Source organism: Algoriphagus aestuariicola, assembly GCF_017254835.1.
Lineage (GTDB): Bacteria > Bacteroidota > Bacteroidia > Cytophagales > Cyclobacteriaceae > Algoriphagus > Algoriphagus aestuariicola.
Window position 1 is genome coordinate 804,176 of the sequence record NZ_JAFKCW010000003.1, and the last position, 16,270, is coordinate 820,445.

Here is a 16,270-nt window from a genome sequence, read left to right on the forward strand (position 1 = left end):
GCTTTCTCAGGTGATTGACGCTTCATAGATCTTGTCAATCGCGTTTTTCAGTGAATTGGAGAATTCTTTGGCGCTTTGGCCAGCTTGCAGATCGTCAAGCAGGGCGCGCGAAAAGCTGGCGATCATTCCTTCATTTTTTCTCAGTAGGCCACAGGCTTCTTCCAGACTATAGCCACCAGACAAGGCAAAAACCCGCAAAACCTTCGTGTGGGCGATCAGTGGCCTGTAGAGATTTTCCTGGCTCGGAATGGTCAGCTTCAAGATCACGGATTGTCCTTCAGTCAGGATATCCAGCTCTGCCATGATTGCCTCCAGCAGAATTTTCTCGATTTTGTCTTTGTCTTTCGCGTGGATATCCACTTCGGGCTCCAGGATCGGGACCAATCCGTGGGCGAGGATGACTTTTCCGATTGCAAATTGCTGCTTGACGATGGAGACGATTCCCTCGATGTCGTTTTCGAGGATGACAGACCTCATTTTGGTTCCAAATATCCCCTTGGCTTTGGCGTCCTCCAGCACTTTGGGGAGGTCTGGGATGTCCTTCATATGCTGCACCCCATTGGATTTGGCCTCTAGGCCTTTGTCGATTTTTAGAAAGGGAACGATGTTTTTTGCCCAGAGATACTCCGGCGTCTGCATCCCGTCCACCTGAGCATTCATGGTCTTTTCGAAGAGTATGACCCCGATGATCTTATCTCCCGAAAAAGCCGCATCAGTCATCACTCTGGCCCGCATTCCATGAATCAGGGAAAACATCTGCTCCTCTGAATTGTACTCGGATTCCGTTATTCCATAGGCTTCAAGCGCTTTCGGTGTGCTTCCTCCGCTTTGGTCCAGCGCGGCGATGAAGCCCTTTCCCTCCTTTATTCTTTGATATTGTTTTTCAAATGTGTCCATGCTTGCTGTTGTTTTTTGGTTTGATTGAGGTGGATAATCTGTGCAAAGCCCGTACTAACAGCGACGTAGTCTGATGAAACTTCAGCAAGTGAGCCGGATTTTCACGTGGTTTTTCGGTTTGAAAATGTTTCCCACCAGTTTCCAGTCGGTGAAGAGAGCGGTAGTGAGCGCCGCCAACAATGCTTCCATGGCTAGTAAAGGTTGCCGAAGCAAAGGGAAGATACAACAGCTAAAACTTTAATACCTAGTGGGTTTCCCTCAACGATCTTAGATACGGTTTTCAAAGCGGCAGGAAAACTACCAAAGTCTTTTAAATGCCAAGATTATAATTTAGGCCATCTGTCCAAATAATATTTTGAGATATTTAAAAAAATAGACTAATGGCTAGTATTTAGTCTAAAAATCTGTAAAAGCGGTTTTGTTCCAAACAAAAAATAATATTATTGGGCATAGAATTTTGGAAAGTGGTCCCAGCGACAGCAGAAAAGTCACCTCCAAAAAGCCGAGTTTTTTTGGCGCAAAAAGCACAGTTTACATCGAGTCTTGTAGTTTAGTTAGTATGGCAAGTGCATATTCAAAACAATCTGATAGGCAACTAATCTCCTCCTTACAACGGGGAGAGCTGAAGGCCTTTGATGAATTGTATGGAAGATATGCCAGGAAAGTGCTGGCCTATGCAAAGACTTTCTTTTGGGATAAGACAGAGGCAGAGGAAGTCGTGCAGGAGATCTTTGTAAAAGTATGGGAGACCCGCGCCAAGCTCGATCCGGAGCTGAGCTTTAGTTCTTTTCTCTACACCTGCGTCAAGAACAAAATCTACAGTAAGCTCAAGGCCCAAAAAAAGACGGTGTTCGTAGCCGATACGGAACTCGAAGCCCTTGTGGATGAGTCTGGGCATGAAGAGCAGGTCGCCCATGAAAGCCGCAGGCAGGTAGCCTTCCATCTTTTGGGGCTTTTGCCACCGGTACAGCAGAACATTTTTACGCTGAGCAAGCTCGAGGGACGGTCCCACCAGGAGATCGCCGACATGCTCAATATCTCGATCCGGACGGTAGAGCACCACATCTATTTGGCCAAGAAGCAGCTGAAAGCCCAGCTTCTGGAACAGAGCCCCTATGCGCTCGTGGTGGGATTGTCGCTATTGGCCTAGTCTCCCCATCTCTCCTTTCCAACAACACAAGTCCAGAATCTCTTGATTTTTTGGTGTTTAGATTGACACGAAAAAAAATCCGATTTTTTTCAAAAACCCTTTAAGTAGTTGGAGCTGTCCGGGTGTATTACCACAAAAGGATAACCCAACAGTGGAGAAAAAAACGCTCATCAAATTTTTGAACGGGGCCTGCAGCCCGGAGGAGACCTCGCAGGTCGAAAAGTGGCTGGATCTTCCCGGATCCCGGGAGGAGCTAGACCTAATCCTGCAAGATAGCTGGGAGGCCATTCCGGAGTATTCTGAAGATGAAGCGGTGGACAGGATCCTGGACAATATCCGCCTGGAAATACAACCGAGCAGAAAAATCACCCGCTGGAAACCAGATTCCCATCTACTCAAAATCGCTGCCTCCTTTATCCTCTTTGGGTTGGTGTCGCTTGGCATCTTCAAATTCGCCCAGCAAAAAGAGCCCGCGGTTCAAGAGACCCTGAAAGTCTACTCTAGGGAAACTAAAGTGGGGGAAAAGCTGCGGATCAGGCTCCCAGACCAGACCTACGTGGTGCTCAACGCCAACTCCAGGATAGAGTTTGACTCGGATTATGGCAAGTCCAAGCGATCGATCAAGGTCTCGGGTGAGGCGTTTTTCGACGTCGCATCCAATGAGAAAGTCCCGTTCATAGTGGACTCGGGCGAGCTGCAGACCACGGCATTGGGGACGGAATTCAATGTTTTCTCCCGCGATGGTATTGAAAAAATAGCCCTGACGGAAGGCAAAGTGAAGGTGGAAATCGAAAATCTCCCAACTGCTGACACCAAATTTTTGGAACCAGGACAAATGGCTACGCTTAAGGAAAATACTGGGGAAATAAGCTCCTCATCCTTCGATCCGACTATCCTCACTGCCTGGAAGGAAGGCCGGATTCGCTTCAGGAGAACAAGCCTGAAGGACATCGTCGCCAATCTCCAGACTTGGTACGGGGTGGAAATCCAAGTGAAAAAGACGATTAACCTCAATCGCAAGGTCTCTGGGGAGTTCAACAACGAAAGCCTTGAAAACATACTTGAGGGACTCTCATTCTCAATGGGTTTCAGCTTCTCCATCAACGAAAATCAAGTTTCAATTACCAATTAAATACCCATCATGCCCCATTTCAATCCGGTCTCACTGCGCTGTCTGCAGAAGACTTTCCTAGAGGAATCCACCAACCCTACAACGCTATGAAACAAAAACTACTACTTCTAGGCAAGGCCGTGTCTAAGAATGTCCTCATGGGGATATTCATTCAGTGCCTCTGCCTGACCACGCTGATGGCGGGTGAAAGCACTGCCCAGATCAAGCCCATAGACAAGGCGACCATCCAGGTCGAGAAGAAGTCTTGGACGGCTACCGAGTTATTTGACTACATCGAGTCCAATACGGAGTACCTATTTGTGTACCCCGACGACGTAGTAGCTAACTTGCCATCAGTCGCGCTCACCGGCCAACACAGAACCGTGGAGGATGTCCTGAAGCTCTTTGCGCAGGAGACTGGCCTAAAATTCAAGCAGGTAAACAACAGCATCTACGTGGGCGGCAGCCAAAAACAAGACGTTCTGGTCGAAACTGCATTCGCTGACATTGCCGTTTCCGGTGTTGTCAAAGACGACACCGACTATCCCATGCCTGGGGTGACGGTGATCGAAAAGGGCACCACCAACGGTACGGTCACCGACCTGGACGGGAAATATTCCCTGACGGTCAAAGAGGGGGCTTCTTTGGTTTTCTCCTTTGTCGGATATCTCACTCAGACTATCCCTGTGGAGGGCCGCAGTCTGATGGACGTGGTCTTGATTGAGGATGTGGGAGAGTTGGAAGAAGTAGTCGTAGTCGGTTATGGGACCCAGAAAAAGAGCAATCTTACCGGTGCGGTGACCGACTTGAAGGCGGATAAGCTGGTGCAGACTCCCGTGACAAATGTGAAAGGACTCCTGATCGGCCAGATTCCTGGCTTGATCTCCAATCAAAACCCAGGCCTTCCGGGTGAAGACAACGCCACCCTGAGCATCCGTGGCTTTGGAGCGCCGCTGGTGATTGTCGATGGGATTGAGTCCTATCTCGATAGAATCGACCCTAACGACATCGAGACGGTAACAGTACTCAAGGATGCCTCTGCGGCGATCTATGGTGCAAGAGCGGGAAATGGGGTGATTTTGGTGACTACTAAGCGCGGAAAAGAAGGAACCATGGCCGTCAACTACCATGGCTACATCGCTACCCAGAAAAGACTGACTTTTGCCAAGCAAGTGGACGCAGCCGGATTTATTAAGCTGGGTAGAGACGCAGTCTTCAACACCCAATATGACCCCTTGAATCCGGATGCCGATATCAGCTATGGAACGCTTTTCACAGAGGAAAACCTCCAAAAATACCAATCCGGCGAAGAGCCAAGCTATGACTGGGTAGATGCCGTGTTGAAGGATACCGGCTCTCCACTGATGAACCATAACCTGAGCATTCGGGGTGGTACCGAGAAGATTCGATATTATTCTTCTGTGGGCTACAGCAGCCAGTCCGGAATTTTTAAGGGGGACTACAAATACAAGAAGCTCACCCTGACCAACAACCTGGATATCGACCTGGGCAAAAACCTTGCGCTGATCCTCAACGGACAGTACATCAATGAAACCAAGGACTACTCCATCATCGAGCCTTCCCAGATCTGGAACGATCTCCAGACTGCTCAGCCGATCTTCAATCCAAATCTTCCGGATCCCAACAAGGCCCCGTATTCGGGTTTCAATGAACGTTCACCTGTGGCCAGGATCAACCAGCGCTTCTCTGGCTATAGCAAGACCTACATGCACACCCTCACCGGATCGGCCGAGCTGAAGTACACCGTGCCATTTGTCAAAGGCCTGGCTGTGGGTGGTAAAGTAAACGTGCGGGCGAGAAATCTTCAAAATGCCTCCTTATCCACCCCCTACGATGTGTGGACCTATGATCCGGATGCGGTCACGGCAGACTTTGACGGATACACGCTCCAGGGATCCATTCTGGGTAATTCCTTCTCCCGATCCTATTTCTACAGCGGGGCGGATGATCCCAACAGCCGGGTACTGTCCAGAGCCTATGCTTCTTATGACAAGCAGGTCGACAAGCATGAGTTTGGCTTTTTGGCCTTCGGTGAAATAGAAAACAATATCTATCGCTCCCTTACAGTGAGACGAAGAGACCTTCTTTCTACGGAGGTTCCGCAAATAGGCGGTACAGATGAGCTGACCCGCTCCTCAGGCACCGGTAGGGATATTGAATACACCCGGGTGAGTTTTGCAGGGCGATTCAACTATGCCTACGACACCAAATACCTCCTAGAAGCCACACTTCGCGCGGATGCCAGCTCCAAATTTGGCTCTAATGCTTGGGGTTATTTTCCTTCCATTTCCGTGGGCTGGAATATCGCGCGGGAAGAATTTCTCGCCAATTCTTCCGTCCTAGATCAGCTGAAGCTGAGACTTTCCTATAGCCAGACCGGTGTGGACAGCAACGTGGGCAATACCTCCTTCGAATTCCTCTCCGGATACGAGGAGGCGGTAGGTTCTGTCTATTATCTGGAAGGGGCTCCTAATCCTATTATCGCCACCACTGGCCTTGCCAACCCGAACATTACTTGGGAAGAGACCACACTCTACAACGCCGGTATTGACCTGACCATGCTCAGCGGAAGGCTGTATGCGACCTTGGACGGGTTTTACCGATACCGGGACGGACTGCTGAGAATCCCGTTGGAGGCGCTGCCAAGCACTTTCGGAGCCACCCTGCCCCAGGTCAATCTAGACTCCAGAAGCAACCGCGGTTTTGAACTTTCCATCGGAAACCAAGGGACAATCGGTGATTTCAAATACGATATCAGCGCGGGAGTGGCCTATGCTAGAGAGCGTTATGAAAACTACCAAGAGGATATCAACATGGAAGATCCGATCCAGGTTGAGTTTGACCAGCTCAGCGGCAGATGGGTGAATGTGACCTATGGCTACAAGTCCGACGGCTTATTCAATACCCAGGCGGAGGTTGACCAGTACCTGGAGATGTATACCATCGAGGATATCAACACCCTGCCTAAGCCGGGCGATATTCGCTACGTGGATCTCAATGGCGACGGAATCATCAACCGGGCTGATCGCTATCAGATCGGCTACGGTGCCAATCCGGACATTACCTATTCTCTTTCTCCGAGAGTTTCCTACAAAAACTTCAGCCTGGCGATGTTGTGGCAGGGCGGAACCCGATTTAATGTCAACATCTCTGGAGCATTCAGGGGTGCGTTCAACAATGAGCAAATTCCGCTAGAGCTGCACGAACAGTACACCTGGACCCAGGATCCAAGCAATCCCGGCATCGGCTCCAACCCCAATGCCCAGCTGCCAGCCTTCGAAAGAAGCGGTACTCGACCTTGGAACAACATCCAGTCCGACTTCTGGATGTACAACGGCACCTACCTACGTCTGAAGACCGCAACATTGACCTATGCGGTTCCGGCGGCGTTCCTGTCCAAAATCAAGATAAACAGTGCCAGTGTATACTTGTCCGGGGACAACATTCTCTCATTCAATAATATGGGGATTTTCAAGGACGCCGTCGATCCAGAAGAGGCTACCAGCGCCAATGCCTTCAAACTTCCCCTTTTGAGAACGATGTCATTTGGCGTGCAGCTTGGATTCTAATGAGGAAAACAAAAAACAAGAAAGTCATGAAATCAAAAATAATAGCAGCAATACTTGGTCTTTCCGTTTTGGCTTCCTGCGAGAGCCAGCTGACCAAAACGCCTGATTTTATCTCCGAAGAGGTGGTATTTGAGGACAAAAACCTCACAGAGGCCTACGTGTCCAATATCTATCAGGACATGCTCTTCATCCACACCACGGGCGAAGGTAACCTGGACATGGGGATGATCCCTGCGGCCGGAGCCGAGCACATCAATTTCGCCGATTGGCAAACACCCAACACAACCTATAGAAGGGCCTATACCGCCGCAGCTGGAGCTGGCCCGCTCAACTACTGGGGCTACAACTCCATCCGGGACATCAATTTCCTGTTGGAAAACATCGGTTCCAGCCAGTCTTTGGACGAGGACTATATCCTCCAAAAGACCAATGAGGCAAGGTTTCTGAGGGCCTATGCCTACTTCCAAATGGTCATTCGTTTTGGTGGGGTGCCCCTGATCACCCGGGTTCAAAACATAGACGATCCGGAAGAAGAGCTCTATCCAAAGCGTGCTACTGAGCAGGAAATCTATGAATTTATCCAGTCAGAGCTGGAGGACATCCTGGTCACCATGCCGGACAAGAAAACCGGTGCCAGCGGACGAGTGGATAAGTACACTGCGCTGTCTCTGCTGTCCCGGGCTTCCCTCTATGCGGCTAGCATAGGCAAGTTTGGTCAAGTGCAGGCAAACGGGCTTGTGGGCATTGCCCCGGGAGAAGTGGAGAACTTTTACCAAACTTCCTACAATGCCTCGAAGGAAATCATAGAATCTGGGATGTTTGCACTTTACGACAAGCATCAGGACAAAGTGACCAACTTTACGCAGCTGTTTCTCGACGAAGGAAATAGCGAGGTCATCTTTGCGGAGGTTTTCGAACCTGTAATCAAGGGTCACTCCTATGACAACTTGGGGACACCGGCAGGCTTTTTGGCCACTTGGAACTCCAACTATCCTGTGCTTTACGACATGGTAGAGCTCTTTGACTTCGTCGATGGGCGAAAGGGAACCGACATCTCCCGCAGCGACTTGGTGGCTACCAAATCTTGGGATATCGATGACTTCTTTGGGAAAAGGGATCCGCGATTCCGCGCCTCGGTCTTCTATCCCGAATCTGAGTGGCAAGGAAGTTTAGCTTATTTCCACTCCAGCACTACTTACACCAACAGTGAAGGAAATAGGGTGACCGCCACCAGCGGTACGCTGAGTAGAAACGGTGTAGCTTGGCCGGCTGCCGCACACGCAAGAAATGTGAGAAATACCGCCCTGCTCCTCCGCAAAAAACTGGATGAATCCAATACCGAACCTATCTCGGGACGTTCTGGCCAGGACTTCTATGTTTTTAGATATGCAGAGACCCTGCTCAACTTTGCCGAGGCGGCTTTCTACCTGGGCAAAACAGGAGAGGCGCTGGATGCACTAAATCAGCTGCGCGAAAGAGCAGGTATGCCATTGCTGACAGAAGCCACCGAGGATAACATCAGACAGGAACGCCAGGTCGAGTTGGCTTTCGAAAGCCAACGCTTCTGGGACCTGATCCGATGGAGAATCGCCCCGCAATACTTGGACAAGGTGCGGACCAAGGGGCTGGTGTTCAACTATGACATGGATGAGGATCGCTACGTGATCACGCTAAAAAACGCCGAGAGCCAAGAGCGGACTTTTGGTCCGGAGCGCTTCTACCTGCCTATCTCCCAGGATCTGATCGCCGACAATCCCAACCTGGAGCAAAACCCAGGCTATTAAAAAAACATGATTATCCGGAATCTTACCAGTAGGCGATTTTGATTCTTCAATCGGGCTGGAAGACCGAAGACCGTAGTAGGGTAAAGCCCTAATTTTAGCGTTCTTTCGGATTGTCACGGCTACCTTCTGGCATAAAGCCGGATAATCATATAAAAAATGTTTTCATAAGGTGGGTTGAGGGGCCGGAGAAATCTGGCCCTTTGGCTTACCGCTAGTTTTCAGATATGCTTCACTTTTCAAAAATCTTCCTCTGCAGTCTATCCTGCTTGGCTTTTTCCGTGCTGGCCTCCTGCCAGTCGGGATCCTCCAAACAGATCCCCGAGACTAAGCCCAATATCATTCTGATCTATACCGACGATGTAGGCTATGGCGATATCTCCGCCTATGGCGGCAAGATCCCCACGCCAAACATTGAAAAACTGGCCCAAAACGGCCTGATGTTTACCAATGCCTACGCCACCGCGGCGACCTGCACGCCTTCCCGCTATTCCCTGCTCACAGGAGAATACGCCTGGAGAGCCAAAGGTCGTGGTGTGGCTCCCGGAGATGCTTCCGCGCTAATCCGTCCGGGCGTGGAAACGCTACCGCTGGTCTTGCAGCGCAGTGGCTATCGCACGGCGGTTGTCGGCAAATGGCACCTGGGACTTGGAGGAGAAGAAGGACCCGATTGGAATGGTGAGCTTAAGCCAGGGCCGCTGGAGATTGGTTTTGACTATTCCTTTATCATTCCGGCTACCGGAGACCGGGTGCCGACCGTATTTGTAGAGAACCATCGCGTGGTGGGGCTCGATCCCCATGACCCGATCGAGGTGAGCTACCGCAAAAAGGTGGGAGACCGACCCACAGGCAAGGACAATCCCGAGCAGCTCCAGATGATGTGGTCCCATGGCCACGACCAAACGATTGTCAATGGCGTCAGCCGGATTGGCTACATGGCCGGAGGCGAAGCTGCGCTATGGAGAGACGAGGACTTTGCCCAGACCTTTGTGGACAAGGCTACCGAGTTCGTCACGGTGGAGTCGGAGCAGCCCTTTTTCCTCTATTTTTCCACCCATGATATCCATGTGCCCCGCATCGCGCACGAGCGGTTTCAGGGAGCGACAGAGTTTGGGCCGAGAGGGGACGTGATCGTACAGCTGGACTGGACGGTCGGCGAGCTGATGAAGCTGCTCAAGGAGAAAGGCCTGGAGGAAAACACGATCGTGATCTTCACCAGCGACAACGGCCCGGTTTGGGACGACGGCTACGTGGATCAGGCCAAGGAACTGATCGGTTCGCATGATGCCTCCGGTGGCCTTCGAGGGGGAAAATACAGCGCTTTCGAGGCTGGAACTCGCGTACCGTTTATCGTCCACTGGCCAAAAAGGATTCAGGGAGGGAAAAATCAAAGAGCCTTGTTTAGTCAGGTGGACCTGCTGGCTTCCTTCGCCGCGGCAAACCAAGTGTCCTATGACTCCACCCAAGCCATCGACAGCCAAGACCACTGGCACACCCTGATCGGCAAGTCAGAGCAGGGCAGGCATAGTCTGGTACAAGAGGCCCTCTTCAGCAACCTCGCCTATGTGCGTGCGGATGGCTACAAGCTGATCCCGGGCAACGAAGGCCCACAGATCGTGCCTTGGGGCACGGAGATCGAGACGGGCTTTGCAAAAGCAGACCAGCTGTTTGACCTGAACGCTGATCCCCACGAAAAGACTGACCTATCGGCTGCAAAGCCCGAGATTCTCCAAGAAATGAAGGACGAGCTGATCGGGATCATGATTCAGAAGTAGATAGTATTGTTCCCGCATCAGTTCACAAAACTTCCGAGTACTCTCACTAGACCGTGTTTGGCTATGTGGCGAATTGCAAATTCGAAGGAATAGAATGTCGTAGTTGCAAACTCCGTCTAGCGGGGAAAAGGAACCCAGGATTCTGGAAAGCTACAACCCACGATACTGCTCCTGCTGCCAAAAGGAAAGCATGGTCAGCATCCAGCGACTGCCCAAGCGTGGCCCGCCAAAGGCGGTGTTTTCTACTGTACCCACCCAATTTTAATTCCGGATTTTCGTCGGGGTGCCTGCCCGCCGCAGGAGGGGCGAAGCTATGTCCCGGCCACAAAAAAGCCCTTCCAAAACAAGCTTGAAAGGGCTGGCTAAATGATTCCGAACTTACTTTTTGATGCTGGAGTCCCTCTTGGCTTCCGTTTCTAAGCTTCACAGGCTCTTTGATCCCCATAAAATACCGACTCAATCCCCATAAGAACCTTCCCGGTTTTCCCGAAAAAGTCGGGACAGGCAGTGCAACAGCGGTTTCATTGTTCGTCCTACGGACGCATCGAAAGCTTAATTGTTAGCGGCTGGTTTTTTGTCGTTATGAAGCTCCTTGAAACTTCAAAAAGTCGATTATTGCTTCATGGATATTCACCTTAAGCTGCGGGTCGTTTAGCAAATCTCTCATTACACCTGTATACATCTCCCGTTCGCTAGAAGAAGCCGAATTGATAATCCGATTGAGCATCCAAACTGTAAGAGTTGTCGGTTTTCTAGATAACGAATCAAGTAAGCGGGTCTCATATTTTCCTCGAAAAAGCTCTAACGTATGAACAAGTGGTCCGGGAGAACCAAAGTCGGCTTCAGGATAATTTTCTAGCAGACGAAAGATGTCGTCAAACGCATTTTCAGCGTCGTTGTTCTTTTGCAACTTTTCAGTTAGATCGTACAAGTAAGATTCGTTGTCGTTTTCCAAATCGTCGTCTCCATAGGGTACAAAATTTTGGAGTATTCTCTTTATTTCGTCGGTGGTCATTGGCGAATAAGTGGCTTGTAAACTTGCTGGTAACGGTTTGGCTAAAAGTTCGGGTGGTGGGCGGGACGAAGTCCTGTCGAACCGAGACGAACTTTGAGGCGAGAACGGAGCTATGAATATAGTCGAACCCCGCCTGACTTTTTAGCCCTTGTTGTGTAACGTTTTTTTATTTTTTATTTATTGGTATTGCGACCAAAAATCTAATTCACGTAGAACATAATCCGCAGTCAATTTCACTTGTTCATTCAAGTTTAGTGTTTCTAGTTTTTCACCTTGAAGTCCATATCCTCCATCAGTTCTTTTGTCTTCTGAATATAATACCCATTCATTAATAATTTCAGGGTTCAGTTCAATTGTAGAATGTAAGTTTTCCGCAGAAATGTCATGTCGAATTGTTTTGTAGTTGAGTCTATAAAGTGCCTCGTGCATAGAAATTCCTTCACCTCTCATTGATGTGTCATGTCCAACTTTAAGAATTTTGAGAATTGTGTATTTGGTAACTTTCACGTGTTTATTTTAATGTTACACAACGTTTTGGCTAACAAACGTGTCCCGAAGGGCATGTTTAGTTAGCCGTTGTTGTGCGTTCGTGCTTTTTTTATTCTTCTTCTTTAAATATTACTTGTAGGACAAATTTCATTGGGGTTTTGTCGCCACTGTCATCTTGCTCCCAATAGTAAAAGTCATATCGTTTACTCTCATTTTTATCTCCAATTTCAATCAAGTCCTTTAGGTCAAATGAAAGTTTGCCCCAGAATTCACCTGTTTCTGTAATTCTTAATTTTCGGTTCTTCTCATCTCTTACGAACAGGATGAATTTGCAGTTAATGCAAGGAGTATCATCTCCATGTCTAACAGTTAAGGTATCACCTTCATTTATTCTAAATCGGTCTATTTCGATTTTCAAATCTTGTGAAACAGAATTGAATTTGGCAATTACTGAATCATTGTAATAGACATGCCAATAGTCCAATGTGTCACAAACCCCAAGTACTGGTAATATTAATAGTCCGAAAGTGATTAATATTCTATTCATTGTCCTTTTCCGCATGACGCACAACGGTTCGGGTATGAAACGTAGGGCATTTCGAAGCACTTAACTGTCCGCCCGAAACCAAGCTTGCTAAGTGCCAAAAACTCGCGGAAACCATTGTCCGCCCTAAGTTTTATGCCCATTGTTGGCATTAGTGTTTTTTTTCCTTTTTAAAATTCTTCAGGTTGTCATAAATTTCTTGTCCGACTTCTTCAAATTCTCCTGCATAATAATGTTCAATTTTCAACCACTCTAGTTCAGTCTCTTTTATTCTCAAAACATATTTAGAAGTCGGTTCATGTGGGTCATATTTGTCAACGTCAAGTTGAGTTGTATTTATTCCAATTTTGACCGAGTCGCCATGAATAGAATAAATAGCATCATAAGTCCAACCAACTTCACATGCGTAGTAAGACACTTTATTGTCCGCATGAAATTTTAAAGTGTCAAGGCATATATCTTGAACCACAACTGACGTCCAAATCGTTCCTGTTAAGTCATTTGATTCCTTATCATCTGTTTTTTGATTACAACCAATAATGGTTAAAGTCAAAACGAGTGATAGTATGATAGGTGTCGTTGTTTTCATTTTACATTAATGCCAACGGTTGGCCGCTTTGCGAAGGCGGGGATTTTCAGCACTTAACTTCATTAGATGCACAAAGCTTGAATTTAGCACTTCACTGTCATAGAAGTACGAAACCCCCGCTTTTGCAAAACGGCTGTTGGCAGAAGTATTTCTTTTCATTACATTCTATTTACTTCTTGGGTTGTTTGTAATGCTCCGATTGCTTCAAAAACTTCGTCTTGGTTCTGCGTTTCAGTCCAACCTTTCAATGCTAATTCCTTTCTTACTTGATCTTCTGTTTTGTCTTTTACAAAGTGGTAAAACGCAAAGTCAACAACTTCTGGTGGTACTCTGTCAAGTTGGTATTTTGTTAGATTTCTTATAACAGCCATTACAGTCACATAATAGGTAATAACAAGTTGCAAAACCCAATGAATTATTAAGCCAATCCACCCTGTGTTTAATTTTTTGATTGTAAGTCCTTTTTCAAATTTTATTTTTAGAAACTCAAAAAAACCAATACGGTCATAATTGTTTTCATATAATATTATCTCGTATTGAAAGTATTGATTTAATATGTATGTCAAGCCAATAGTCCCTAATATCACATAATGGAGCTTGTCGTAATTGGTGTAGTTTGAGAACTTAATTAAATACTTAAAAGTAAAACCTATTGCAAATCCGACTAAAAACTCAAAAAGTCCAATGATGTAGAAACCACTTATTGAAACCTTTGCAAGTAAAAAAGCAACTAAGATTGAAAGTATTGAACAACCGATAATGGGGATGTAAAATTTTGGTTCTCTGATTTCGTTAGGTTTGGGTAAAGAATCGGGAACTACATAATCGTCCCAATTATTTATAGTTTCTTTTTCTTTGACAAGGTCTTGAAGTTTTTCCTTGTCAAAAGATTTTTCTGTTTCCTGAAATGCGTAAATGAATAATTGAACACGTTTTGAATTTCTGCCAACATCCCACATTTCATTACCAAGCGTCACGCTTTTTACTTTGATTTTTCCATACTCAAAAGTTGCTGTAATTCCTTCTGTCCAACGCTCTGTCCCGAACGACTTTTCGTTTCTTTTTGCTTCAATAGATTTGTCGTCTTGATAAATTATGTCCCAACCTAAGCCTTTAAATGTCTTTTCTGCGATTGCAATAAATTCCTTAGTACTTAGTCTTGTGCTAAATTCCGAAACATATTTTGGTGTCCAAGCAAAACTATGTTTCTTCTTGATTGTCTTTTCGTATTGTTTGTATTTATCTTCCATTTAGACGGTGTCTTTTTAATATTTCTGCCAACGGTTTCGGGCTTTGCGTTCGGGCGGGTTTCGGAGAACAAAACTGTCAACCTGCACTACGCTTGGATAGAAGCACAAAGCTCCAAGTTTGCATGTCAGCCCGCCTGACGCAAAACCCGTGTTATAGCTCGTTTTTCTTTTCATTCGCAATACTGTCCGTTGTCTGAGTAGCACCAGTGTTGTCCTTCTTCTTTGACTGTCCCAAATTCAATTTCAACTTTATGTCTTAAAGAGTTCGGGTCGCTCTGTCCGTCCATTTTTTCTGTGTTTAAAAACCAATCACCAAAGATTGAGTCGCAGTAAAAACAGCCGTGTGATAAATAATTGTCGTGAACCGTTTTGCTATATCGCTTTTTTAGTTGTCCGATTTTTAAGTTTTTCCCTTTTTCTGTCTGCAAAAAATGCTTTACAGCTTCATATATTTTGGGGCTTTTGTCTATATCGTCATTGTCCCACATTGACCTCATTAAATAGAAGTCCTGATTGCAAACCGTAACAAGATTTTGTTCAACTGTCCAAAGGTTTTGGGGCTTGTGGCACTTCCAACAGCTTGTGTCAAAGAAAACGATAGTCACTTCTTGTTTTGGATTAAGTCTTATGTGTTCACAGAATTTTAATCGTCTCTTCAATAAGCTGTCCACCAAAGATTTTAATGGCAGTTGTGTCTGTTTGAGTTGGGCAATAATATTTGAGTTCTCGTCTTTAAATATTTTGAATGCTGGTATTTCTTTGTCGGCTTTTAGATGTTCGTCATATTCTCTAAATTCCTTTGGTGCTGTTCGGAAAAACCAACAACCACGAACATTAGATTCTTTGTATCTATCTTGGCGAAACTTTGTGTCTTCAAATGTCTGCTTGCTCCATTGAACTTCAAATGCAATTCGTTTATCATTTTGGATAGCTAAAACGTCTGCTCGCCAATTAGTTTCTGAAAATTCAGGTATAGCTTTCCAACCATTTTCTTTGCAAGCTTCTATAATTTCAATTTTCGCTCTTAAATGCTCTGGGGATTCAGGTTTCCAGTCGCAAGTGTTGTCCGATTTTGCGTGAACGAAGTGTTTAAGTCCTTTGCTACTTGTCCTTAAAAAACCTACTTGTCGGCAACATGGCAATGTCAAAACAGACTCTTTTGATTTGAGCCGCTTTTTTAAATCGTCCCATTGTTTTTCGTCTTGGTCAATGGAAATGATTTCTTCATTGTCTATGTATGCTCTTAATGGCATTTTTTCTTGTCGTTGTCTGTCGTCTTAAAATGAGCTACGGGTTCGGCTATGCGTAGTGCGGGATTTGAAGCTGTAAGTTTCAAATTGGCACGAAAGCGAGCGAGCCGTTTTTATATTTGTTATTTTCTGCTAATAAATACACAAACTGCGAGCGTATTACAAGACGAAAATTTTCAATCTGGCACTTAACCCCGCATTACGTGTAGCCTTTGTTGTAAAACGTTTTTAATATTTATTTCCAGCTATTGTTTTCTTTGCAAAATAAATACAGTCAACTGGTTTTCCATCTTTTTCAGCTGGAATCCATTTTCCGTTAGTTTCCATTATAATTTCTTCGATATTGGTCAAATTTGACAATTCAGAATCTCCAAGAGTCTTAAAATCTTTGATTTGTCCATCACAAGTTATTGTGAAAATATAATTCAGTCGAAATACAATATTCTTTCCTTGTTCCTTAACTTTTAGTTTGGACTCAATTAGTTTATTCAATTCGTCTTTTCCGTCAGAGTAATTCGGAACACTTTCTATTTTCGGATAATCAGTCAGTCGTTTGTCATATTTCGTTTATTGTTCATTTGAGTAAGTTTTTCCATCTCCACATTCAACTTCTTGTCCAAATGAGATACCTATAAAAAAAATATTTAAAGTCAGAAATAAGATTGTTCTTTTCATAGTTTTTAATTTGTTCAAATGTTTTACAACGTTCGCATATAAAGCGTGCCGGCAGACCAAATTAATAATTAATCATCAACTTCTGCCGGCATGATTTATATGCATTGTTAGGCACAGTACTTTTCACTTACTGTTTTTACAAGTGTTACTATTC

The 16,270-nt window shown here is 46.0% G+C and carries 13 protein-coding genes and 1 pseudogene; 6 read left to right on the forward strand and 8 right to left on the reverse strand.

What is annotated here, in order from left to right:
• Nucleotides 1-6: 6 nt before the first annotated feature.
• The gene (locus J0A67_RS16180) at nt 7-897 is read right to left on the reverse strand and encodes a fructose bisphosphate aldolase (protein ID WP_206570402.1); all 891 of its coding nucleotides are present in this window, start codon (nt 895-897) and stop codon (nt 7-9) included.
• A 559-nt stretch (nt 898-1,456) separates the two neighbouring features.
• Between J0A67_RS16180 and J0A67_RS16185 the strand changes: the two genes are divergently transcribed.
• The 6 genes and pseudogenes from J0A67_RS16185 to J0A67_RS23390 all read left to right on the forward strand — a co-directional run.
• Nucleotides 1,457-2,047, forward strand: a complete 591-nt coding sequence (locus J0A67_RS16185) for an RNA polymerase sigma factor (RefSeq protein WP_206570403.1) — start codon at nt 1,457-1,459, stop codon at nt 2,045-2,047.
• A 151-nt stretch (nt 2,048-2,198) separates the two neighbouring features.
• On the forward strand, nt 2,199-3,179 hold the full coding sequence (locus J0A67_RS16190; protein WP_206570404.1) for a FecR family protein: 981 nt from the start codon (nt 2,199-2,201) through the stop codon (nt 3,177-3,179).
• 86 nt (nt 3,180-3,265) lie between these two features.
• Nucleotides 3,266-6,748, forward strand: a complete 3,483-nt coding sequence (locus tag J0A67_RS16195; RefSeq protein ID WP_206570405.1) for a TonB-dependent receptor — start codon at nt 3,266-3,268, stop codon at nt 6,746-6,748.
• Nucleotides 6,749-6,774: 26 nt separating this feature from the next.
• Nucleotides 6,775-8,532: a RagB/SusD family nutrient uptake outer membrane protein gene (locus tag J0A67_RS16200; protein WP_206570406.1), complete on the forward strand. Its 1,758-nt coding sequence runs from the start codon at nt 6,775-6,777 to the stop codon at nt 8,530-8,532.
• Nucleotides 8,533-8,756: 224 nt separating this feature from the next.
• A complete protein-coding gene (locus J0A67_RS16205; protein ID WP_206570407.1) occupies nt 8,757-10,304 on the forward strand; it encodes a sulfatase family protein in 1,548 nt (515 codons plus the stop codon).
• Nucleotides 10,305-10,434: 130 nt separating this feature from the next.
• Nucleotides 10,435-10,569: pseudogene (locus J0A67_RS23390) on the forward strand (IS91 family transposase); the annotation flags it as partial.
• A 315-nt stretch (nt 10,570-10,884) separates the two neighbouring features.
• Here J0A67_RS23390 and J0A67_RS16210 read toward each other — a convergent pair.
• From J0A67_RS16210 to J0A67_RS16240, 7 genes are all read right to left on the reverse strand, one after another.
• Entirely contained in the window at nt 10,885-11,319 is a 435-nt protein-coding gene (locus J0A67_RS16210; RefSeq protein ID WP_206570408.1) for a hypothetical protein, read from the reverse strand.
• Nucleotides 11,320-11,496: 177 nt separating this feature from the next.
• A complete protein-coding gene (locus J0A67_RS16215; protein ID WP_206570409.1) occupies nt 11,497-11,826 on the reverse strand; it encodes a hypothetical protein in 330 nt (109 codons plus the stop codon).
• Nucleotides 11,827-11,917: 91 nt separating this feature from the next.
• Nucleotides 11,918-12,355: a hypothetical protein gene (locus J0A67_RS16220; protein WP_206570410.1), complete on the reverse strand. Its 438-nt coding sequence runs from the start codon at nt 12,353-12,355 to the stop codon at nt 11,918-11,920.
• A 148-nt stretch (nt 12,356-12,503) separates the two neighbouring features.
• Nucleotides 12,504-12,941, reverse strand: coding sequence for a hypothetical protein (locus J0A67_RS16225; RefSeq protein ID WP_206570411.1), 438 nt, complete (start codon nt 12,939-12,941; stop codon nt 12,504-12,506).
• A 158-nt stretch (nt 12,942-13,099) separates the two neighbouring features.
• A complete protein-coding gene (locus J0A67_RS16230; RefSeq protein WP_206570412.1) occupies nt 13,100-14,191 on the reverse strand; it encodes a hypothetical protein in 1,092 nt (363 codons plus the stop codon).
• A 170-nt stretch (nt 14,192-14,361) separates the two neighbouring features.
• Complete coding sequence (locus J0A67_RS16235; protein ID WP_206570413.1) at nt 14,362-15,444, reverse strand: competence protein CoiA; 1,083 nt, start codon at nt 15,442-15,444, stop codon at nt 14,362-14,364.
• Between the two features lie 225 nt (nt 15,445-15,669).
• Entirely contained in the window at nt 15,670-15,933 is a 264-nt protein-coding gene (locus tag J0A67_RS16240) for a hypothetical protein (RefSeq protein ID WP_206570414.1), read from the reverse strand.
• Between the last annotated feature and the right edge of the window lie 337 nt (nt 15,934-16,270).

Coding starts and splice junctions, on each gene's coding strand:
- J0A67_RS16180 (WP_206570402.1), bottom strand. CDS start 897: ATGGACACATTTGAAAAACAATATCAAAGAATAAAGGAGGGAAAGGGC.
- J0A67_RS16185 (WP_206570403.1), top strand. CDS start 1,457: ATGGCAAGTGCATATTCAAAACAATCTGATAGGCAACTAATCTCCTCC.
- J0A67_RS16195 (WP_206570405.1), top strand. CDS start 3,266: ATGAAACAAAAACTACTACTTCTAGGCAAGGCCGTGTCTAAGAATGTC.
- J0A67_RS16200 (WP_206570406.1), top strand. CDS start 6,775: ATGAAATCAAAAATAATAGCAGCAATACTTGGTCTTTCCGTTTTGGCT.
- J0A67_RS16205 (WP_206570407.1), top strand. CDS start 8,757: ATGCTTCACTTTTCAAAAATCTTCCTCTGCAGTCTATCCTGCTTGGCT.
- J0A67_RS16210 (WP_206570408.1), bottom strand. CDS start 11,319: ATGACCACCGACGAAATAAAGAGAATACTCCAAAATTTTGTACCCTAT.
- J0A67_RS16220 (WP_206570410.1), bottom strand. CDS start 12,355: ATGAATAGAATATTAATCACTTTCGGACTATTAATATTACCAGTACTT.
- J0A67_RS16225 (WP_206570411.1), bottom strand. CDS start 12,941: ATGAAAACAACGACACCTATCATACTATCACTCGTTTTGACTTTAACC.
- J0A67_RS16230 (WP_206570412.1), bottom strand. CDS start 14,191: ATGGAAGATAAATACAAACAATACGAAAAGACAATCAAGAAGAAACAT.
- J0A67_RS16235 (WP_206570413.1), bottom strand. CDS start 15,444: ATGCCATTAAGAGCATACATAGACAATGAAGAAATCATTTCCATTGAC.